The sequence below is a fragment of the Mycobacterium sp. 1164966.3 genome (assembly GCF_001665395.1).
Lineage (GTDB): Bacteria > Actinomycetota > Actinomycetes > Mycobacteriales > Mycobacteriaceae > Mycobacterium.
Map to the genome: position 1 here is coordinate 30,388 of NZ_LZSG01000001.1, position 20,002 is coordinate 50,389.

General features: G+C 63.9%; 19 protein-coding genes. 6 read left to right on the forward strand and 13 right to left on the reverse strand.

All coding sequences use genetic code 11. The features are described from left to right. Window positions 1–107 precede the first annotated feature (107 nt). Window positions 108–1,334, forward strand: coding sequence for a cyclopropane-fatty-acyl-phospholipid synthase family protein (locus A9W99_RS00060; protein ID WP_067371561.1), 1,227 nt, complete (start codon window positions 108–110; stop codon window positions 1,332–1,334). Window positions 1,335–1,419: 85 nt separating this feature from the next. Further along, window positions 1,420–4,722, forward strand: coding sequence for a LuxR C-terminal-related transcriptional regulator (locus A9W99_RS00065; protein WP_067371564.1), 3,303 nt, complete (start codon window positions 1,420–1,422; stop codon window positions 4,720–4,722). 6 nt (window positions 4,723–4,728) lie between these two features. Here the strand turns inward: A9W99_RS00065 and A9W99_RS00070 are convergent, their stop codons facing one another. The 3 genes from A9W99_RS00070 to A9W99_RS00080 form a co-directional block, all read right to left on the reverse strand. Beyond that, a complete protein-coding gene (locus A9W99_RS00070; protein ID WP_067371567.1) occupies window positions 4,729–6,114 on the reverse strand; it encodes an MFS transporter in 1,386 nt (461 codons plus the stop codon). A gap of 145 nt (window positions 6,115–6,259) precedes the next feature. Then, window positions 6,260–6,556: a ferredoxin gene (locus tag A9W99_RS00075; RefSeq protein ID WP_067371570.1), complete on the reverse strand. Its 297-nt coding sequence runs from the start codon at window positions 6,554–6,556 to the stop codon at window positions 6,260–6,262. Continuing rightward, on the reverse strand, window positions 6,553–7,854 hold the full coding sequence (locus A9W99_RS00080) for an NADH-ubiquinone oxidoreductase-F iron-sulfur binding region domain-containing protein (RefSeq protein WP_067371573.1): 1,302 nt from the start codon (window positions 7,852–7,854) through the stop codon (window positions 6,553–6,555). Before A9W99_RS00080 ends, A9W99_RS00075 begins: the two co-directional genes overlap by 4 nt. A 37-nt stretch (window positions 7,855–7,891) precedes the next feature. Here A9W99_RS00080 and A9W99_RS00085 point away from each other — a divergent pair, with 37 nt between their 5' ends. Continuing rightward, window positions 7,892–8,365: a hypothetical protein gene (locus A9W99_RS00085; protein WP_067371576.1), complete on the forward strand. Its 474-nt coding sequence runs from the start codon at window positions 7,892–7,894 to the stop codon at window positions 8,363–8,365. 5 nt (window positions 8,366–8,370) lie between these two features. On the opposite strand, the gene A9W99_RS00090 is transcribed toward A9W99_RS00085, so the two are convergent. From A9W99_RS00090 to A9W99_RS00115, 6 genes are all read right to left on the reverse strand, one after another. Further along, window positions 8,371–9,237 carry an alpha/beta fold hydrolase gene (locus A9W99_RS00090; RefSeq protein ID WP_067371579.1) on the reverse strand — a complete coding sequence of 289 codons (867 nt, stop codon included), beginning with the start codon at window positions 9,235–9,237 and terminating at the stop codon, window positions 8,371–8,373. 12 nt (window positions 9,238–9,249) lie between these two features. After that, on the reverse strand, window positions 9,250–9,651 hold the full coding sequence (locus A9W99_RS00095; RefSeq protein ID WP_067371582.1) for a Rieske 2Fe-2S domain-containing protein: 402 nt from the start codon (window positions 9,649–9,651) through the stop codon (window positions 9,250–9,252). A 1-nt stretch (window position 9,652) separates the two neighbouring features. Next, on the reverse strand, window positions 9,653–10,798 hold the full coding sequence (locus tag A9W99_RS00100; RefSeq protein ID WP_067371585.1) for an amidohydrolase family protein: 1,146 nt from the start codon (window positions 10,796–10,798) through the stop codon (window positions 9,653–9,655). Window positions 10,799–10,831: 33 nt separating this feature from the next. Then, the gene (locus A9W99_RS00105) at window positions 10,832–11,923 is read right to left on the reverse strand and encodes an amidohydrolase family protein (RefSeq protein WP_067371587.1); all 1,092 of its coding nucleotides are present in this window, start codon (window positions 11,921–11,923) and stop codon (window positions 10,832–10,834) included. A 161-nt stretch (window positions 11,924–12,084) separates the two neighbouring features. Further along, a complete protein-coding gene (locus A9W99_RS00110; protein WP_067371590.1) occupies window positions 12,085–13,011 on the reverse strand; it encodes an NAD(P)-dependent oxidoreductase in 927 nt (308 codons plus the stop codon). Between the two features lie 7 nt (window positions 13,012–13,018). Next, window positions 13,019–13,399: a carboxymuconolactone decarboxylase family protein gene (locus tag A9W99_RS00115; protein WP_067371593.1), complete on the reverse strand. Its 381-nt coding sequence runs from the start codon at window positions 13,397–13,399 to the stop codon at window positions 13,019–13,021. A gap of 202 nt (window positions 13,400–13,601) precedes the next feature. On the opposite strand from A9W99_RS00115, the gene A9W99_RS00120 reads away from it, so the two are divergent. The 3 genes from A9W99_RS00120 to A9W99_RS00130 all read left to right on the forward strand — a co-directional run bounded on the left by A9W99_RS00120 (window position 13,602) and on the right by A9W99_RS00130 (window position 16,498). Then, window positions 13,602–14,264 (forward strand): nitroreductase family protein, encoded by a 663-nt coding sequence (locus A9W99_RS00120; RefSeq protein WP_067371596.1) that lies wholly within the window; start codon window positions 13,602–13,604, stop codon window positions 14,262–14,264. A 76-nt stretch (window positions 14,265–14,340) separates the two neighbouring features. Then, window positions 14,341–15,339 carry an acyl-CoA dehydrogenase family protein gene (locus tag A9W99_RS00125; RefSeq protein ID WP_067372323.1) on the forward strand — a complete coding sequence of 333 codons (999 nt, stop codon included), beginning with the start codon at window positions 14,341–14,343 and terminating at the stop codon, window positions 15,337–15,339. Then, on the forward strand, window positions 15,323–16,498 hold the full coding sequence (locus A9W99_RS00130) for an acyl-CoA dehydrogenase family protein (RefSeq protein ID WP_067371599.1): 1,176 nt from the start codon (window positions 15,323–15,325) through the stop codon (window positions 16,496–16,498). The genes A9W99_RS00125 and A9W99_RS00130 overlap by 17 nt, the downstream gene beginning before the upstream one ends. A gap of 25 nt (window positions 16,499–16,523) precedes the next feature. On the opposite strand, the gene A9W99_RS00135 is transcribed toward A9W99_RS00130, so the two are convergent. The 4 genes from A9W99_RS00135 to A9W99_RS00150 all read right to left on the reverse strand — a co-directional run bounded on the left by A9W99_RS00135 (window position 16,524) and on the right by A9W99_RS00150 (window position 19,992). Continuing rightward, window positions 16,524–17,177, reverse strand: a complete 654-nt coding sequence (locus tag A9W99_RS00135) for a hypothetical protein (RefSeq protein WP_067371601.1) — start codon at window positions 17,175–17,177, stop codon at window positions 16,524–16,526. Then, window positions 17,174–18,049: a hypothetical protein gene (locus A9W99_RS00140; RefSeq protein WP_067371604.1), complete on the reverse strand. Its 876-nt coding sequence runs from the start codon at window positions 18,047–18,049 to the stop codon at window positions 17,174–17,176. Before A9W99_RS00140 ends, A9W99_RS00135 begins: the two co-directional genes overlap by 4 nt. A gap of 48 nt (window positions 18,050–18,097) precedes the next feature. Then, entirely contained in the window at window positions 18,098–18,541 is a 444-nt protein-coding gene (locus A9W99_RS00145; RefSeq protein ID WP_082929739.1) for a hypothetical protein, read from the reverse strand. A gap of 86 nt (window positions 18,542–18,627) precedes the next feature. Continuing rightward, window positions 18,628–19,992 (reverse strand): cytochrome P450, encoded by a 1,365-nt coding sequence (locus A9W99_RS00150; protein ID WP_067371607.1) that lies wholly within the window; start codon window positions 19,990–19,992, stop codon window positions 18,628–18,630. Window positions 19,993–20,002: the final 10 nt, after the last annotated feature.

Sequence of the window (20,002 nt, forward strand, 5' to 3'; positions counted from 1 at the left end):
GGCGGCGCGCGCCACTGGCTGGCAAACTTTCGGCAGAGCAGTGCCCAGCAACTTTGGATGATGACTTTCCAAACGTCAGCTTTGTAACCGGCCGTAGACTTGGCCTTATGCTGCTGTTTGACCGGGCTTTTAAGAAGCTCATCAAGCAGGGCGAGCTGGTCGTTTACGACGCGGACGGCAAAGCCTATCGCTACGGTGTGCCCTATCCCGGCCGCGATCCGGTCGTGGTCCGCTTCACCACCACATCCACCTCGCGCAAGATCGTGATGGCGCCGTCATTGGGCGCGGGCGAGGCCTATATGGATGGCCGTCTAGTGATGGAGCAGGGCGACATCCACGCGTTGCTGGATCTCGTCACCTGGAACAACCGGTGGGAAAAGCGCAGCGATTTGCGCAATGTCGAAGCCAGGTCTCGCCTCCCCGGCGATCCGCTCGGCTGGCTGCGCACCTACAACCAGGTGCGGCGCTCGAAGCGCAACGTCGCGCACCACTATGACCTGTCGGCGCGGCTCTACGATCTCTTTCTCGACTCCGACCGGCAATATAGCTGCGCCTACTTCACCGATCGCGACAATCCGCTCGAGCAGGCGCAGCTCGACAAGAAGGCGCACATCGCCGCCAAGCTTTACCTCAAGTCCGGTCTGAAGGTGCTCGATATCGGCTGCGGCTGGGGCGGGATGGCGCTGTATCTCCACGAGAAGACGGGGGTCGAGGTGCTCGGCATCACGCTCTCGGAAGAGCAGCTCAAGATCGCGCGCGAGCGGGCCGAGGAAGCCGGCGTCGCCGACAAGGTGAAATTCGAGCTGATCGATTACCGCAAGGTCACCGGCAAATACGATCGGATCGTGTCGGTCGGCATGTTCGAGCATGTCGGCCCGGCTTATTTCCGTACCTTTATGGGGAAATGCCGCTCACTGCTGGCCGAGGACGGGGTGATGTTGCTTCACACGATCGGCCGCATCGGCACCCGACGTGCGACCGACAGGTGGACCACGAAATATATCTTTCCCGGCGGCTATATCCCCACTCTGTCGGAAATGTCCGAGGCTGCCGAGTCTGCCTGGATGTGCACGAGCGACGTAGAGACGTGGCGGCTCCATTATGGCTACACGCTCGAACATTGGCTGCGACGGACGCAGGCGCACAAGGCCGAGATCGTCGACATGTATGACGACCGCTTCTATCGCATGTGGGAGTTCTACCTCGCGGGCGCGATGGTCGGTTTCTTTAACCGCGCGATGGTTAACTACCAGGCCCAATACGTCCGCGACCGCCGCGCATTGCCGATCACGCGCGACTATATGGCCGAGGCCGAGGCGCGGCTGAAGGCCTGACCCGGTCGCATCTCCGCGTGCTGACGCGCGGATCTCCGCGTTTGCGCTGATGTTCGCGGCGTGACGACGGCTCACCCTGGCTACTATGAGCCAACACGCGGAGATGCCGCCGTTGAACTGGAGCGATCTGGGCGTGAGCGAGTTGCTGCCGACCGGAACGGTGACGTTGCTGCTTGCCGACGTCGAAGGGTCCACGCGGCTGTGGGAATCGCAACCTGAGGACATGACCGGTGCCGTCGCACGGCTGGACCGCGCGCTGGCCGAGGTTGTGGCCGCACATGGCGGCGTCCGGCCGTTGGAGCAAGGTGAGGGCGACAGCTTCGTCATCGCGTTCGGGCGGGCCAGCGACGCCATCGCCTGTGCCCTCGACCTGCAGCGTGCACCGCTCGCGCCGATCCGGCTGCGCATCGGGGTGCACACCGGCGAGGTGCAGCTACGCGATGACGCCAACTACATCGGTCCGGCAATCAACCGCACAGCGCGATTGCGAGAACTCGCACACGGCGGACAAACGGTGCTCTCCAGCACGACGAGTGACTTGGTAATCGAACGGCTTCCCGACGGGTCATGGCTGACCGATCTAGGCATTCACCAGTTACGTGACCTACCCCGGCCGGAACGGGTGGTTCAGTTGTGCCATCCCGACTTACCGAACGACTTCCCACCCCTACGCACCGCGAAAGCCGCTGCGGTTCACAACTTTCCGCCGCAGCTGACGGCCTTCGTCGGGCGCAGGGAAGAAATGGATCAGCTGACTGCAACGCTCACTGACAACCGGCTGGTCACATTGACCGGTGCCGGCGGCGTCGGCAAGACGCGCCTTGCAATGCACCTTGCCAAGCAGACGGCATCTCAATTCGACGATGGCGCGTGGTTCGTCGATCTGGCACCCGTCGCGGATCCCGCTTTAGTGCCAGTAGCGGCGGCTCGCGCGATGGGCTTGCGCGACGAGCCGGGTCAAGCCACCGTCGATACGCTGACCCGGTTCATCAGTGACCGGCATCTGCTCATGGTGCTGGACAACTGCGAGCATGTCTTGGACGCCAGCGCCGAGTTGATCACCGCGCTCTTGGCGGTCTGTCCGCGGTTGGCCGTGTTGGCCACGAGCCGAGAACCGATCGCAATGGCCGGCGAAGTGAGCTGGCGAGTCCCATCGTTGTCGCTGGGCGATGAGGCCGTCGAACTCTTCGTCGAGCGTGCTCGCCGGGTGCGGCCGGACCTGCAAGTCGATGACGAGAAGGCGAGCGTGGTTGCCGAAATCTGTCATCGCCTCGACGGTGTGCCTTTGGCGATCGAGCTGGCTGCCGCCCGCGTCCGTTCATTGTCACTGGACGAGATCCTGGATGGTCTGCACGACCGATTCCGCTTATTGGCCGGCGGCGCACGCGCCGCTGTTCGGCGTCAGCAGACACTGCGCGCGTCGGTGGACTGGTCGCATGCGTTGCTCACCGAGCCCGAACGCCTGCTCTTTCGCCGCCTGGCCGTATTCATGGGCGGGTTTGACCTCGGCGCTGCCGAAGCCGTCGCAAGTGGAGGCGAGTTAGAACGCCACCAGGTGCTGGACCTATTGACGCTGCTTGTCGACAAGTCTCTTGTTGTCGCCGAATCCGCCACTGGCCCAACGCGATACCGTCTGCTCGAGACAGTGCGCCAATACGCTCTGGAAAAGCTCGGCGAATCCGGCGAGGCCCTTGAAGTCCGCAGCCGTCATCGTGACCACTACACAGCACTGGCGGCGCTGGTCGACGCGGCCGCGACCGAGCTGGACCGACGTGTTGCGTGGGCCGAAACGGAGATCGACAATCTGCGAGGCGCGTTCACGTGGAGCCGCGAATCCTCGGATGCCGAGGCGGCACTGGCGCTGTGCTCGGCTCTGCACCCGCTGTGGATCGTCAGCGGCCGCATCCAGGAGGGGATGAGCTGGTTCGACGAAGCCCTCTCCGACACAAATCACGAACTGACACCAGCGATATGGGCACGCGCAATCGCGGACCGGGCGGCACTCGACACCTATGCCGGGTTGGAGAGACCGGACAGCCTTGAGCTAGCCGAACAGGCATTGGCGATCGCCCGGGACATTGGCGACCCCACGCTGACTGTTCGGGCTTTGACCGCATGCGGAGGCACGGCGATCTTTTTAACTGAAATTGCCAATCAGTATCTAGATGAAGGCATTGCCCTGGCGCGGGAACTGGGCGACGGGTGGAGGTTGAGTCAGCTGCTCGGCTGGCGTGCCTTCGGTGGGAACGCGTCCGGCGAACTGCAACGCCCGCTCATGGCGGCCGAGGAAGGCTGCCTGCACGCAAAAGCGATCGGCGATCACTTCCACGGGCGGATTTTCCGGATGTGGCGCGGCTTGGCACAGGTATGCCTGGGGCAGGTGGTCGACGGCTGCACGGAGATGCGTGGAGTCCTCGCCGAGGCCGAGGCAGCTCACGAGTCGGTGATCGTGGCGCTGTGCTCAATCTGCTACGCCTACGGACTCGCGTATAAAGGTGAGCTTGGCGCGGCGCGAGCCACTGCGGAGCAGGGTGTCGAAGTTGGAGAGATGCTCGGGGGGTTCTATTTGGACCTCGCATATGCAGTGCTGGGAGTGGCCGGACTTGCCGCGGGCGACGTATCGGCCGCCCGAGACGCCAGTGAAAAGGCCTGGCAGAACAGAATGCCGGTGCCACAGCGAGAACCCCTTGTCATCAGCGTCGCGCCACTTGCCGAGGCCGCGGCGGCATGCAGTGACCTCGCCGAGGCGCGCCGTTGGTCCGACGCCGCGGTGTCGAAGACGCGTTACTGGCACTTGATTAATTCCCTCGCGGAACGCGTCCGCGTGGCGATGGCAGAGGGCGAGCCACTGCAGGCTGAGCGTCACGCCTTTGACGCGTTGGCAATGGCCGTCGATATGCACGCACACCTCCTGACGCCGGACTTGCTGGAGTCCTTGGGGATATTGGCCACCCAAGCCGATAGTCACCGCGAAGCCGCCCGCCTACTCGGTGCCGCCTACGCCATGCGGCGGCGCAACGGCATCGTCCGATTCAAGATCCATGAGCCTGGCTACGAGTCCTGCCTTGTTGAATTGCGTAATGCCTTGGCGGAGGGCGATTTTGACGCCGCCTGGGCCGAAGGAGCCAACTTGTCGACCGAAGAAGCGATCGCGTATGCGCTACGAGGTCGCGGTGAGCGCAAACGACCCACCAGTGGCTGGGAATCGCTCACGCCGACCGAGCGTGATGTGGTGAGACTGGCCTGTGAAGGGTTGGGCAACAAAGACATCGCCCACCGGCTTTTCATCTCGCACCGGACTGTGCAATCGCACCTCACTCACGTCTACACCAAGCTCGGCTTGTCGTCGCGCGTCCAACTCGTGCAGGAAGCCGCCCGCCACGATTGATAAGCGTCAACCCGCCAGGGCTATGTCGTCGACATCGTCGCCGACCGGCTTCTCCAGCGAAATGTTCTTGGTTTCCCGCATGAGCAACAACGCGAGGATGGTCAGAATCGCCACCACGATCAGGTACACGCCGACCCAGACCACGCCGTGTCTGGTGGCCAGCCACGTAGCGACGAACGGCGCAATCGCGGCGCCCAGAATGCCCGACATGTTGTAGGAGATCCCAGAGCCGGTATAACGCACATTGGTCGGGAACAGTTCAGGCAGCACCGCGCTCATCGGGCCAAAAGACAAGCCCATCAACGTCATTCCGATGATCAGGAACAGCGCCGCGGAAGCCTTCGTCGCGCTGCCGGGCGTCAGCATGAGACCGAATGACGCACCGTACCCGATGATCGCCACCGTAACGACCAGCAACGTGCGGCGTCGGCCAAAGCGGTCGGCGAGCGCGCCGGCTATCGGCACCGTCGCCGCGAAGAACAACACTGCGATCAGCTGAATGTGCAAGAAGTCCACATAACCGAAGCCCAGGCCCCGCCCACGCGGCGGGCGCCTGGAGGTGCCGTAGCTCAGTGCCCACGTGGTGACGGTGTAGAAGAGGGTGTAAGTCGCGAGCATGACGAATGTGCCGATGATCAGTTCTTGCCAACTGGTGTGAAACACGACGGTCAGCGGGTTCCGGACTCGCTCGCCGCGCGCGAGTGCCCTTGCGAATACGGGCGTCTCGGTCAGTCGCAGCCGTACATAAAGCCCGACGGCCACCAAGACCACACTCAAGAGGAACGGGATCCGCCATCCCCAAGTCAGGAACGGGCCCGCCGCGTCGGGTTCGAGGTTGCTGTGGCCCAGCCAGCTGATCAGCACGAGGAACAGCCCGTTCGCCAGCAGGAAACCGAACGGCGCGCCCAACTGTGGCCACATCGCCGCGCGCGCTCGCTTGTCGGGTTCGGCGTTTTCGGTGACCAGCAGCGCCGCTCCGCTCCACTCCCCGCCCAACGCGAGGCCCTGGCTGAACCGCATCAGCGCCAGCAGCACCGGCGCGGCGACGCCAATCTGCTGATAGGTCGGCAGCAGTCCGATGACGAAAGTGGCGATCCCCATGGTCAATAGCGAGCCGACAAGGGTGGCTTTTCGGCCCGCCCGATCGCCGAAGTACCCGAACAGCACTGAACCCACCGGACGCGCCACGAATGCCAGACCGAACGTCGCGAGGGAGGCCAGCAGCGCGGTGGTGTGATTGCCTTTGGGGTAGAAGAGGTGCGGAAAGACAGAAACCGCGGCCGTGGCATAGATGTAGAAGTCGAAGAACTCGACCGTGGTGCCCACCATCGAGGCGACGGCGATCCGCCGCCGCGGAACATAGCCGCCCACGTTGGCGTCGACGGTGCTCATGGGCTCGCTTCCTGATCGGGCAGTCCAATACGTCGCGGCCGCCACTATTCAAGCGGCGATGACCGCGACATCGTAGGCAGAAAACTGGTCGTTCGCGGTGATGATCGTCAATCGAGCAGTTGCGCTTGAGCGACGAGGACACGAGTCAGCGGGTGAATCCCCACTGGGCTTCGTTCGCCTCGGTATGCACGTGGGCCGCGGGATCGTCCTCGTCATGCAGTTCCGGGTGCGGGACGCTGGGCCTGCGCTCACCGAGCTCGGTGATGGCGTGTACCGGGCAGTCCAGCAGCGCCCGCATCACAGCGTCGTGGTCTTCGTCGGGCACGGCACCGTCTCCGATCAGCGACGCGTATCCCCAGTCGTCCAGCGAGAAGTAATCGGGCGCATGCTTGGCGCACAGCCCGAAGCCGTCGCAAATGGTGCGGTCCAAACGGATTTTCATGGTTGCCTCCAAGCCTCCGCCTGGTAGGGACGGTCGGCGCGGAACGGCGTGTTGCGGCAATCCGGACAATCGCCGTCGAGATGGTGAGCCACCTCTCGGGGGAACTGGTCCAGCAAGCTCGCCGCCACGTTACAAGCCGCGTCGAGCGTGGCGCAGGCGCCGCGGCCGCGCAACACCACCGACCAGCGGCGCAATCGGTCGACATCCTCAGTGGTGGCGACGCCGTCGCGCAGTGCGCCGCCGACAGCGGCCATTGCAGCCGTCCCGTTGAAACATGATCCGCACTGACCGGCGTTTTCGCGGTCGAAGTAGGCCAGGACCGAGGCTGCGACGGCAACGGGGCAGTCGTCGGTGATGAGTGAGATGGCACCGCAACCCAGACCGCTGCCGATGCCGCGCATCGTCTCATGGTCCATAGTGGTGTCCAGCAACATGCGATTGAGCAGGCCGGCGAAATAACCGCCCATCAGCGCACCCCGCACCTGGTCTGCCGAAACTCCATGCAACGCAACCAATTCTGCGAATGGCAAGCCGTGCGGGAGTTCGTAGAGAACCGGCGGGCGCGCGGCTCCGGTGATGGTCGCCAGAAACGTGCCCGGCGAGCCAGACGTGCCCTGCGAGCGGAACGCCGCCGAGCCGTGGCGTTGCAGGAACGGCAGATTGGCCAGGGTCTCGACATTGCTCACCAGAGTGGGCCGGTCCCCGACACCCTCTTCGTAGGGGCGCGGCGGCTTGTCCGTCGGCTTGGCCGGGCCGCCGTTGATGGCGCGTACCGCCGCGGTTTCCTCTCCGGCGACGTACCCGGGCGTCACCGTCCAGAGATCTACCGTGACGGCGCCGAGGATGTCCGTGTCGATTTCGCTCAGCGCGGTTTCGACGCTGAGCGCAGATTCCTGGTCGGACACGTAGACGTAGGCGCGGTCGGCGGCCACGACCGCCGCGGCCAGCCGGAGCCCGTCGAGAACCAGATGTGGCCGGTTGCGCAACAACCATCGATCCTTGATCGAAGCCGGTTCTCCCTCTTCGCCGTTCGCGACGACGACTGTGTTGCCCGCCAGGCGTCCGTTCTCACGTACCGAACGCAGTTTGACCGCAAGCGGAAAGGCGGCGCCCCCGCGGCCGAGCAGGCCGCCGGCTTCTACTTCGGCGAGTAATGCGTCTGCATCAGTCAGCGGCTGGTAGCCACCCTGTTCTTGATATGTCGCGTAGGGTTCGACACCGGACACCAGCAGCCGGGGCGGACAACCGGGCCAGGAAGCTGTCACGACCGGTGCTCGAGTGGTTGCTTGTGTCTTCATGATTCAGCCCGCCGTCACTCCGGTTAGGCTAGCCCGCATGCGGACGGCGGTGGTACGGGTCAACGTCGATCCGGGCAGTGTGCTCACGCCGGAGCAGTTACGCAAAGGCATGGCAGTGCTCCTCGGGCTTGCGGCCGAGTTGGGCGCTGATGTGGTGGAAAACGATCTCGCGGCGATGGCGGACAGCCGCCGCGAGGTCGAGCTGCTGATCGAAAGCGACGACGTCGACGCGACCAAGGAGGCCGCAATCGGGTTGTGCGTTAGGGCATTTGGAACTGACCCGACGGCCGGCGCGGTCACCTTCGTCAGCAGGGGAACCGACGACGACGCCCGCGGAGTGCTGTCGGCTTTCGGCCTCACCGGTGAGATCGTCCGCCACCCGGGGGATGAAGGCTTCGACATCATCTATGTCACTTTGCAGGAAGAGGACCTCGAACGCATCCCGGAGAGCCGGATCCACACGGCGCTGGAGGCAACGTTGAACTGCGAGGTCCACATTCGCACCCGGTGACCGCATCACGAGTCCAGAAACTCCAGGATCGGGGGCGCCGCCAGCACCCACGTGTCAAACATGTTGAAGTGCTTCACCCTGCCGGCCGCACGGTCTTCTGAGGCGCGCTCCCAGGCATCCTCCGGCCACGGCGGGTCGATCAGCTTCGATCCTTTGATCAGGCAGCTGACTTCCAGCGACGTGCGTTTGGGATGGTCCCAGTCGTTCTCGCCGCCCCGGATGATCAGCGTGGGCACCTTGATGCGGTCGAACATCTCGTCGTCGACACCGGGGATGGTCTGTCCCGGCTTGGACACGAACGCGTTGAGCCAGCGCAGCATCACCTTGAGGAATTCATTCTTGTCGAAGTCGAGGAACCGCTGCTTGTTGGCGGGATTCTCCTCGATGCGCTCGCGCCACTCCGACACCTTCACCACACCGTCCATCCCGGTGCCGCGGGCCGCGAGAATGCTTGGCACGATGTAAAAAGAGCCCAGTACGAACGTGCCGTAGATGCCGCCGACAATGTTCCACACCACCAGCTTGGTGACCATGTCGGGGTAGAGCATGGTGGTCAGCATGGAATCCCGTGCGCCGCCGGAACCCCCGGCCAGGATGCACCGCTCGAAACCCAAGCCTGTCACCAGCTTGTGCAGAGTTTCGGCGCGCATGTGCGATTCGCTCTGCCCGTAGAACTGGACGTCGGAGGCGCCGCAGTTGGGCCGGTCCCACAGCAGCACACGATAGCCGCCGCCGACCAGCGCCTCAGCCAGCGGGCGCAAACCGGGAATTTCCTTGCTGAACCGGCCACCTGGCGTCAGAGCAATGAGTTCGCCTGAGTCACCGAGGATTTCGTAGACGACGTTGCCGCCGTTCACCTCGAGAGAAGACACCCAATACTCCTGTCAGGCCATCACCAAGACGTCGTTGCCGACAACTCGTACCGGATATGTCCGGATACTCCACTCCGGTTTGACCGCTGTCGTGCCGGTTGCCAGCTCGAAACCCCATTGGTGCCAAGGGCAGTAGATGTACTCCAGGTCGCGCACCATGACGGCATCCCCGGCGGCGGTCTCGTCCACGATGGTGCGGCCGCGGGCCCGTCCCGAGCACAGCGGGCCGCCCTGGTGTGGGCAGTAGTTCGCGATCGCGTAGAAGCTGCCGTTGACGTTGTAGACGCCCACTCCGTGCCGTCCGATCGGGACGAGTTTGTGAGTGCCAGGCGGGATCTCGTCCACCGTCGCCACTACGTGTTCGCGGCCCTGAGCGAGGCGGGGCTGGGGCCGCCTGGTCGCTTCTTCGCTCAACTCAGAGCACCCGGGTCTGGCCCTCGAGGACCGGAACGGTCTCCGGCAGGTGATAGGTCGCGATGCCGTTCTTGTACATGATCGCGTCCCGGGCGCCCTTCGGGAGGTGTTTCACCAACCAGCGCGGATCGTCAAAAGTCCAGTGCGGGTAGTCCGATGAGTACAGCAGGATCTTGTCGCACTCCATCCATTCCAGCGCACGGGTCAGCTCGGTCTTGTCTTCCGGGTAGTCCAGCGGCTGGGTGGTGAACTTGATGTGGTCCTTGACGTACTCCGACGGCTTGCGCTTGATTTCCAGCCGTGACTTGCGCGCTTCGTAGATCGCGTCCATGCGCCACATCAGCGGCAGGATCCACGTAAAAGCGTGCTCCACGAACACGATTCGCAGCGTCGGGAAGCGGTCGAAGACACCGTCGAATATCAGGCTCATCACCTGATTGGCGGCCAGCAACGAGTAGGTGACCATGAAGTCGTGGTTGTAGCTGGGATAGCCGACCGGCGGTGTCGGCAGCATCTCGTAGTTGCTGCGCGATAGGTGACAACTCACGGTGATGTCGTGTTTGGTAGCCGCCGCCCAGATCGGGTTGTACATGGGGTGACCCCATGACGGCCGCGGCTCGGCTTTGATCAGGATCTGCGCCATGTAGGGGTGCCCGGCCCATTCCTCGATCTCGCGGGCGGCGCCTTCGGGATCTTCGACGGCCGCGCAGATAGACCCGCGCCAACGCTGGTGCCAGTTGTTGTGGCTGTCGAGCCAATGGTTGGCCTGCCAGTGGTTGAGTGCGGTCGAGTAGGCCTGGTGGGCTTCGGGCAGGCGCGGTGTGCGGCCGCCGGGCTCCAGGATCGCGATGTCGGAGCCGGCCTCCATGATCAACTGGCGAAACGCCATATCCGGGTCACTGCCGGGAAACTCGCCGTCAGGCGGAAAGGTGTCGACTCGCATCGCAAAGCTGTGCGCGTAATCCGGAGCGTCGTAGTAGATGAGCTCGCCGACCTTGTGGTCCAAGAAGAACTTGCTGCGCCACGGCTCCGGGATGTACTGCGTGATCTCTCCGCGTTTGGGCACCGGGTGGACGTCGGAATCGACACACCTAACGGCAATACGCTCCGCGGCAGGTATCCGCTCCTGGGTTTGAGTCAGGGTCATCGTGATCTCCCTTGCTTTCTGTCCATTCTGCGACTACCCGGTTGCCAGGTCGACCGAAATGTCGATCCCGTACAGGTTTGCCGCGTTGCGCCAGCAAACTTTCTCGCGCTGTTCGACGGACAGCGCTTTAGGCAGCTTGCGGATATCGCCGCATTGCCAGTGCGGATAGCTGGACCCGAACATCACCATGTCGTCCTTGCCGGTGAAGCCGAACCACTCACCGGCGAACTCGGTGTCGCCGGGACCGTCGAGGCTGCCCTGCACGAAATAGACGTGGCCGGGCAGGTAGTCGCTGGGGATCCGGGGGGCCCATGGCGTCTGTTCGAGGTGTGGCCGGCCGAAGGTGTCCATCCGCCAGATGAACGGCGTCAAGAAGTCGGCGGCACCGTCAGCCCAGACGAACTTCAGCTTGGGGAAGCGCTCGAACACGCCCTCGGCGATCATGTTCATCAGGTGGTAGATGTAGTTCAGCGCCATGAAGCTGACGTATTGCTCGTAGGTTCGGGTGTGGCCGGACGGGGTGGGCGGAAAGCCGATGCCTTCGCCAGACTCGATGTGCACCGCCACCGGAAGGTTCGCATCGGCTGCGGCTTCCCAGAGCGGCCAGAATTGCGGCTTGCCATAAAGCTCGCGGGACTGCAGTGGGACGCCGATCTGGACGACGCGCGGGTGCGCACGCCATTTCTCGATCTCGCGCACCGCGCCGGCGACGTCGTCGGGGTTCACTCGGATGGTGCCGCGAAACTTCTCGCCCAACTCGTCGTGCTCCAGCCAGCGCGACACCATCATCTCGTTGTGAGCGGCGTGTAGCGCGCTGCCCAGATGACGGTCCGGCATGATGCCGCGACCCATCGGATGCAGGACAGCCACGTCGACGCCGCGGTTCGAAAACAGTTCATTCGCAACGAGTTCCGGATCCGATCCGGGATAACGGCGGTTGGGACCCTCGGTGTTCGGCGCGTACTCGCTGCCGGGCGCTCCGTACCAGTCCATCTCGTAGTCGGGGAAGCCGCGGCTTTTGAACGGCTCGCGCAAGAAGGAGCGCAGATCCTTGTTGGACGGAAAGAAGATATGCACGCTGGCGTCGATCACCGGCGTGCGTGTTCCGTCAGCGTGTTCGATCACCGAGGCAGTCCTCCGGCTTCGCTGGCCAAAGCAAGCCCTTCACGGGCAGATGATAGCCAATCTAACATTCTTCTGTGCCGTCGATCAATGGACTTCCGGTAAGCATTTCGGTTAATCATCTGTGCTGGTAGACGCGCATTTTGCAGGGCTGGTGGTAAGTGTCATTCTTCGATGGGTATAATACCATTCTCAGATTCGTCGGTTGGGTATCCAACCGTGACGCCGGCGGCCTTCTCCAACGGCTTGATCACTTCCGTGAAGTCCGAATCGGGGCCTTGGTCGCGCGCCGCGGACTCCCATAGCCGGGAGATCGCTTCGGCGATCTCGACCGGCACGCCAAGCGCCTTGGCTTCGTCGAGATAGAGCCGAACGTCCTTGACCATCAACCCGGTGGCGAAGCCGTAGTCGAAAGTGCGGGGCAGGATCGCGCGGGGAAACTTGTCGCGGCTTGCGCTCGTCGCGCCCGAGCCGGCATTAAGCACCTCGATCATGACTCCGGGCTCCAGTCCCGCCTTGACGCCCATGACGACGGCCTCCGCCGTTGCGACCAAGACATTGGCCGCCAGCATGTTGTTGGCGAGTTTCATCGTCTGCGCCGAGCCGGGCTTGTCTCCGATGTAGAACGGCCTGCCGATCGCCTCGAGTACGGTTCGTATGACGTCGAATTGGTCCCGCGGGCCGGACACCATGATGGCCAACACGCCCCTTTCGGCCCCGCCGACTCCGCCGCTGACCGGGCAGTCGATGGTGACGATGTTCCGTACCGCCAGCAGCTCGTGGATCCGTGCCGCCGTTCGGCTGCCGACGGTCGATAGGTCGACGTAACGCTTGACGCGCGAGCCCTTGATCACTCCTGTTGCGCCGGTTGCCACCTCTAGCGAAGCCGTCGGCGACGGCAGACTCGCCATGACGGTCTCGACGCGGTCCGCCACCTCTCGCGGCGACGACGCGGGGCATGCCCCAAGGGCGACGATGCGTTGCAACGCCTTGTCACGCGTGTCGAAGGCGACGACGTCGTGGTTCATTTCGATGAGCCGTCGCGCGATGGGAAAGCCCATGTTTCCCAAGCCGATGAAGCCGATGTCCATGGCGGCGCTAGCCCTCGTCCAGCTCGGCGAAGGTCTCTTGCGCGATGCGAAAGCTGGCGACCGCGGCGGGCACGCCGGCGTAAATGGCCACCTGCAAAAAGATCTCACGGATCTCGTCGCGGGTGACACCGTTGGTCAACGCGGCCTTGATGTGGGTCCGTAATTCGTTGGGCCGGTTGAGGATCGGAATCATGGCCAGGTTGAGCATGCTGCGCGTCTTCAGAGGCAGCTCCTGGCGGCCCCACACCGCTCCCCAGCAGTATTCGGTGATCAGCTCCTGCAGGGGTTTGGTGAAGTCGTCGGCATCGGTCAGCGCCTTGTTGACGTATGCCTCGCCCAGTACGGCGGACCGGATTTCGAGTCCCTTGTCGTACGTCTCACGGTCCACAGGTCTGCTCCTTTACAGCTAGCTCCTTGGCTTGAATGCTGGCGCTTCGCGGTGTTGTTTGCGATGAAGCATTGCACGGGAACGCATCGTGAACCGAAATCGGAGTACACACAGTTCATCTCGTCTTGGGCATTGATTGTCGATATCGCACGATAGGTTCCGTTGGACGACTTGGGGCGAGCAGACCAGAAAGGGGCGGGTCATGGCGGGTGCCAGCAGCGACGTCTGGGAGGTGATGTCCAGCGCCCGCACCATCCGGCGCTTCACCGACGAGCCCGTCGACGACGCCACCCTAACGCGGTGCCTGCAAGCGGCGACCTGGGCGCCTTCCGGTGCCAACGCGCAGAGCTGGCGCTTCGTGGTGCTGCGCTCACCCGAGCAGCGAGCCATCGTGGCCGAGGCTGCGTCGCGGGCATTGACGGTGATCGAGCCGGTCTATGGAATGACTCGGCCCGCCGATGACGATAACAGCCGTCGCGCTCGCACCTACCGCGCGACCTACGAATTACACGATCGCGCCGGCGAGTTCACGTCGGTCTTGTTCGCGCAGAAGCACTTTCCGACGGCGTCCGAACTGCTGTTGGGCGGATCGATTTTTCCGGCGATGCAGAACTTCCTGCTGGCCGCCCGCGCCCAAGGTCTCGGTGCGTGTCTTACCAGCTGGGCATCCTACGGCGGTGAGCAGTTGCTGCGGGACGCCGTCGGCGTTCCCGCGGAGTGGATAGTTGCCGGCCACGTCGTGGTCGGGTGGCCGAAAGGCCGACACGGGCGCGTTCGTCGGCGCCCACTCGCCGAGGCGCTGAACCTCGACCACTGGGACGAGCCGGCCGACGACTTGCTGGCCGCCTTGCCGCCTATCCCGTAGCCGCTTTCCGAGATTATTACTTCCGCAACCGAGAATGCTATTCTCGCGTGAGCGGTGAGGACAGGAGGCGGCCGGCATGCTGTTGGAGTTCGACGCTGACCAGCGACTTTGGCAACAGACTGTGCGCGACGTCCTCGCCAAGCAATGCCCGCCCCCGCTGGTGCGCAGCGTTGCCGAGGACGGTGTCGACCCCGGCCCGCTGTGGAAGGTTTACCTCGACCTCGGCTGGACCGAGCTCAACGATCCGGTCAGCGCGGTGGAGTTGGCGATCGTGTTCGAAGAGCTCGGGCACGCAACCGATCCCACCCCGTTTCTGGCGACCATGAGCCAGTTCGCGCCGCTGGCGGCGGATCGGTTCGACCCCCACGAATCGGGGACCGCCGTCTACAGCGGGGTGTCGGCGCACCGGGACCCCGACGGCTGGGTGTTGCACGGTACCGCGCGCCATGTCCTGGACGGCGACCGCGCCGACCGGTTGGCGGTGGTGACCGACGCGGGTGTGTTCGTCATCGGCGCCGACCAGGTTTCGGCTCGTCGCTCAGCGGTCTTCGACCCGGTGTTGCACGTCGGCGACCTGTCCTTTGACGAAGTTCGGGTGCCCGACAGTGCCCGGGTGGCCGTCGATCGTGAGCGCGCGAATCACGTTGCGCTGACGGGCATGGCGATCACCATGGTCGGTGCCTGCCAACGCATCCTCGATCTGGTCCTCGAACACGTCCGCAGCCGTCACCAATTCGGCGTGCCGATCGGATCGTTCCAGGCGGTGCAGCACAAGGCCGCCGATATGCACGTCGCGGTGGAACGCGCCCGGGCATTGGCCTACTTCGCCGCGCTGACGATTGCCGCCGACGATCCACGGCGCCGGCTGGCTGCCGCAATGGCCAAGGCGGCCGCAGGTGAGTGCCAGTCGCTGGTGTTTCGGCACGGCCTCCAGCTGCACGGTGCGATGGGATTCACGTGGGAGAACGATTTGCAGTTCGCCCTGAAGCGCGCGAAGGCCGGGGAATTGATGCTCGGCGGCGCGGCGGAGCACCGGGCGCGGATCGCGGAGGAATACCGTGCAGCTGACTTTTGATCCCGACGTCGAAGCGTTTCGGGCGGAGTTCTCGGCATTCCTCGACGAAAACCTTCCGCCCGCAAGCGAAACCCAGGAGCGGCCCCGGTCCGTGTCGCATATGCCGGCCTGGGCGCGCAGATGGCAACGGCTGCTGTTCGACAACGGCTGGCTGCTGCCAAGTCAGCCACCCGAATTCGGTGGGCGAAACGCCACGGTGCTACAGCAGTTCGTCTATCTGGAGGAGCTGTGCCGCCGGCGGATCTACCACAGCCTCAATCCGCAGGGCGTGAATATCGTTGCGGCGTCATTGTTGTCGTTCGGAAGCGATGAGCAGAAGCGTCGCTGGGCGGTGCCGATCCTGCGGGCCGAGATCACCGCTTCACTGGGCATGAGTGAGCCCAGCGCCGGATCCGATCTGGCGTCGTTGCGTACCAGTGCGGTGCTTGACGGCGACTACTTCGTGGTCAACGGGCAGAAGGTGTGGACCTCCGGCGCTCACGATGCCGACGTCTTGCTGACGTTCGTGCGCACCGACCCCGATGCGCCAAAACACAAGGGCATCAGCGCATTAGTGATCCCGACCGACAGCCCCGGGCTGGTGTGCCGTCCGTTCCCGTCCATCTGCTCGGCCGATGACCTGGATTTCAACGAGGTGTTCTTCACCGATGTGAGGGTTCCGGCCGAGAACCTGGTCGGTGGGCTCAACCAGGGATGGGCGGTGGCCAACGGATCCCTGGGACACGAGCGCACGATGATGTGGCTGGGCTTCGCCGATCGGCTGGACAATATGATCGCCGACTTCCGGCCGGCCACTGCGCTCGACCGCGACCACTATGCGACCGCGATTATGGACAAACATGCTTTGCGGCTGTTGGGTTCGGTGGCGCTGGCGCGCACCGCCCGCGGCGAAGACGATGTCGCCCAATTGTCGGTGCTCAAGCTGCTCGGCTCTGAAGCCGAGCGCACCGCATACGAACATGCTCTGGCGGCTGCCGGACCCGACGGGCTCCTCCACCCCGCGTTGAGTGGCCCGTACGCGCCAATGAACCTCGACCACTATTTCGCCAGCTGGTTCGAGCGCTACGCGCGCAGCTTTTCCGGCACCATCGCCGGCGGGACTTCCGAGATCCAGCGCAACATCATCGCCCAGCGCGTGCTTGGCTTGCCGCGCGGCTGAGTTCCACCGTCTGCTCGCCAGCAGGCTAGACCGGGTCGAACTTGGTGATCAGCCACTTGCCGTTGATCCGAGTCATGCTCACCAGCACGCTGCTGGCCCACATGGAGGGATCGGGCCTGTCTTTGCTTGTGGTGCTCTGGTCGACGAACACGAGAACCACGGCCGAATTCCGATGCAACTCCGACACGGCGGCCCCCACTACGTGGGCGGTCGTTGTCAACGACTTCTGTTTGGCCGCCGGAGCCACCGTCTGCTCGATGCGCTTGGTGTACTCGGACAGGAAATCCCCGGAAAGATACGACTTGGCGTTGGCGAAGTCTTTGTCGAGCGACTCGGGGGAGTAGGACAGCAACGCAACCGTTCCGTCGGAAGCCGCCTTGGCCACCTCCCGCGCGACGCCGGGATCGGTCTGTTGCTTCGGCCGATACTGCTCGAAGTACAGCCACGCCGCCGCGCCGCCGGATAGCAGCAACAGCAGAACAAGAAGCACGGGAACGATTTTCACCGTGTGCAGCCGACGTGACCAGTCGCGGTGACCACGCCTTAGCTCGGGAGAGCTATCGACTTCGGCGAGCGTCTCGGTCTCCGAGGCGTCGTCCTGGGTTTCGGCGACGCCGGTAACGTCCTCGTCCGCTTCCTCGATCTCCGTGGTTTCGACGTCGCGGGTGTCATCGGTCACGGTACGAAGTCCACCTTCGACATCTTGTACTGCCCGCCTTCTTCGGTCACGGTTACCCGGAACCGCCATACGCGTGGTTCGTCCTGGGCGCCCGCGGCATTGGAGATCCGCGATGTCGTCAAGACCAGGACGGATGCGGAATTCTCGCCCATGGACTCCAAGGCCGCCGCGGTGACCGTTCCCTGGGCGACCACTTTGGACTGCTCGACTACCGACGTGAAATCCTTTGCCCGCTGCTGGAAGTCGTCTCTGAACTGACCGGTAGAGCTGTCGAGCAGGCGCTGAACGTCTTCCTTGGCTCGCTTGAAATCCAACGAGGTCATGTTGACGATGCCCTGCCTGGCGCCCGCAACGAAATTCGCTGCGCGCTGCTCGCGCTCGGTGGCCTCATGGTCTTGCCACGCCAGGTATCCGCTGAGACCGGTAAAGGCGCAGATGAGGACGATGGCCGCTACTTTCAAGATTGCCGGCATCCGGCGCCGCCATCCGGCCGGCTTGGATTCCGGTTCGACGGCTTCGACGGTCTCGCCGGCGCTCTCCTCCTCGGCTTCCTCATCGGCGTCCTCATCGCTGGCCTGGGTAACCTCGGCAGCCTCAACCGTGTCAACAGCCTGGGTGGCCTCCGCGGCCTCTGCGGTCTCAGCTTCGGCCTCAGCGGTCTCGGCGGCTTCAGTCTCGGCGGTCTCCGCGTTTGCCTCGGTCTCGGACTCGGCCAGCACTTCGCGCCGTAGCTTGGCTGCCCGGGCGCGGGCCCGCGCCGCGGCGGCGAGTGCTTCGGCCTCGGCTGCTTCGGCCTCGGCTTCTTCGAGCAACGCCATCGCCTCGGCTTTGGACCTGACCGAATCTTCCGGCGGCTTTTCCGCCTCAGCCATCGCGCTTACCGCCCGTCAACTTCGTCGTCCACTCAGCTCGTTTCGCGGCTACCATCGCACGAGCGAGAAGGGGTAGGTGTCGCTGCCCCCCGGTCCGCCGCCGCACCCAGTGTCGTATGTGGAGACCACCTGACCGGCCAGTGAGACCGCGTCCCACGTGTAGACATCGTGCGAGGGAAAGAACTGGACCACGCAGCGCACACCATCAGGCACGTCGACGGTCAGGGTGTAGGTGCCGTTGGACAGATGAGCATCTTCGGCCCACCACGCCGCCTGCCCATTGGGTTGGGGTATCGCTTGGACGCGTACGCAGTCCGGTGTGTGAGAAACGCACGCTCGAATCAAAAAAAGCCAGCTGTGCCCGGGATCGCGGTTGGTGTCCACCCTGTAGTCGCCCACCTGCATTTCCGCGTTGGCTGTGGGCGTAAGGGTCAACGCGGTCATGGCCAACGCCACGCTGAATGCGAATGTCTTCACCGACGCATCTCCCATCTCCGCACTGTTCCAAATATAGGGGGCGGTGGCGTTGACCAGGCCTACTCAAAAAAATCCGGGCCGTCAGCGGGCTCACGCTTTACCTAGTCGATGACCGCGGCCTCTTTACGTTCGGTGACGGGCCGGGCGAGTTCCTGCTCGTCGCAGATGCGCTGCAGCTTGTCGAGTGTCTCGTCGAGACCGGCGCCTACCCGCGGGCCGGGCGGGAACGTGGCCGGCAGCTTGCGCATGCCCTGGATGACGCCGATGGTCTCGTAGTGCACTACGCCGGCGGGGTCGCAATGGTAATCCGGCATGCGGTCGAGTACCGCGTTCAGCATGGACTTGAATACCGTGCGCGCCACGTTGGATCCGATACAGCGATGCACGCCGATACCGAAGCTGAAGTGCCGGTTGCCCTTACGGTCGAGGACGACCCTGTCGGGATCCGGGAAGACCATCGGATCGCGGTTGGCCATGGCCCATGAGATCCACAGCCGCTCACCCTCTTTGAACTGAACGCCGTCAAGTTCCACGTCGTCGGAGAAGGTTCTGCCGTCCCCGGGCGCCGGCGTGAAGTAACGCAGGAACTCCTCGGTCGCGGGGTCGAGCAGGGAGTCGCGGTTTCGCCGCAGGCGCTCGCGCTCATCGGGGTTTTCCGAAAGCCATTCCAGCGAGTGGGCTGTCAGCGCGGTTGTGGTGTCGAAGCCACCGCCGATGACCAGCCCGAGATTCCCCAGAATTTCCAGATCGGGAGCGGGCTCGCCGTCGATCCGCATCTGCAGCAGAGCATTCACCACGCCGGGTCGCGGGTTCTGACGGATCTCGATCATGTTGTTGACCATGTCGAGCCCCATCTGCCGGTGCATCTCGGTGACGCGCTCGATGTCCGGAGAGTGCTCGGGTGTGTACACCGCGGCATGGACCGGCTCGCTGTACATATTCCACTTCTTCAGCGGGATGCCGAGCATCGCCAGAGTCAGCACAGCGGGAACGATGTTGGCCAGATCGTCGACGAAGTCGATGCGGCCGTCCTCGATCTTCTCGTCGAGGCAGGCACGCGTGATGTCGTCGATGAACGGCTCCCAGCGCTTGACCGCGGCGGGGGACAAATACGGGTTCAGCACCGTGCGGTAGGTGCGGTGTTCTGGATCATCCATTTCCAGGATGCCGCCCCGGACGACGTTGACACGGCTGGCCGTTGGGATCGAAATGCCTTTGTAGCCACGACGTTCGCCGTGGATGTCATGGTCGTTGGACACTGCCGGACACCGGGCCAGCTCGAATACCTCATGGCTGCCGGCCGCGACCCAGTGCCCGCCGTAGGTGTCGGTCCAGGCCATCGGGCACTTGGCATGCATTTCCTCGGTGATCGCCTTGAACTGCGATCGGTATTCCGCGGTGTGCCTGTCGAAGTGGTAGCGATGCTTCTTCCGATCGCTGTCGCTGACGATATCGTCGACACTCAACGTGTTGTCT

Excerpts from the sequence above, each read along its gene's own strand:
- A9W99_RS00140 (WP_067371604.1), bottom strand. The coding sequence starts at position 18,049 with ATGGCTGAGGCGGAAAAGCCGCCGGAAGATTCGGTCAGGTCCAAAGCC.
- A9W99_RS00100 (WP_067371585.1), bottom strand. The coding sequence starts at position 10,798 with ATGACCCTGACTCAAACCCAGGAGCGGATACCTGCCGCGGAGCGTATT.
- A9W99_RS00110 (WP_067371590.1), bottom strand. The coding sequence starts at position 13,011 with ATGGACATCGGCTTCATCGGCTTGGGAAACATGGGCTTTCCCATCGCG.
- A9W99_RS00120 (WP_067371596.1), top strand. The coding sequence starts at position 13,602 with ATGGCGGGTGCCAGCAGCGACGTCTGGGAGGTGATGTCCAGCGCCCGC.
- A9W99_RS00060 (WP_067371561.1), top strand. The coding sequence starts at position 108 with ATGCTGCTGTTTGACCGGGCTTTTAAGAAGCTCATCAAGCAGGGCGAG.
- A9W99_RS00145 (WP_082929739.1), bottom strand. The coding sequence starts at position 18,541 with ATGGGAGATGCGTCGGTGAAGACATTCGCATTCAGCGTGGCGTTGGCC.
- A9W99_RS00080 (WP_067371573.1), bottom strand. The coding sequence starts at position 7,854 with ATGAAGACACAAGCAACCACTCGAGCACCGGTCGTGACAGCTTCCTGG.
- A9W99_RS00070 (WP_067371567.1), bottom strand. The coding sequence starts at position 6,114 with ATGAGCACCGTCGACGCCAACGTGGGCGGCTATGTTCCGCGGCGGCGG.
- A9W99_RS00065 (WP_067371564.1), top strand. The coding sequence starts at position 1,420 with ATGAGCCAACACGCGGAGATGCCGCCGTTGAACTGGAGCGATCTGGGC.
- A9W99_RS00075 (WP_067371570.1), bottom strand. The coding sequence starts at position 6,556 with ATGAAAATCCGTTTGGACCGCACCATTTGCGACGGCTTCGGGCTGTGC.
- A9W99_RS00125 (WP_067372323.1), top strand. The coding sequence starts at position 14,341 with ATGCTGTTGGAGTTCGACGCTGACCAGCGACTTTGGCAACAGACTGTG.
- A9W99_RS00085 (WP_067371576.1), top strand. The coding sequence starts at position 7,892 with ATGCGGACGGCGGTGGTACGGGTCAACGTCGATCCGGGCAGTGTGCTC.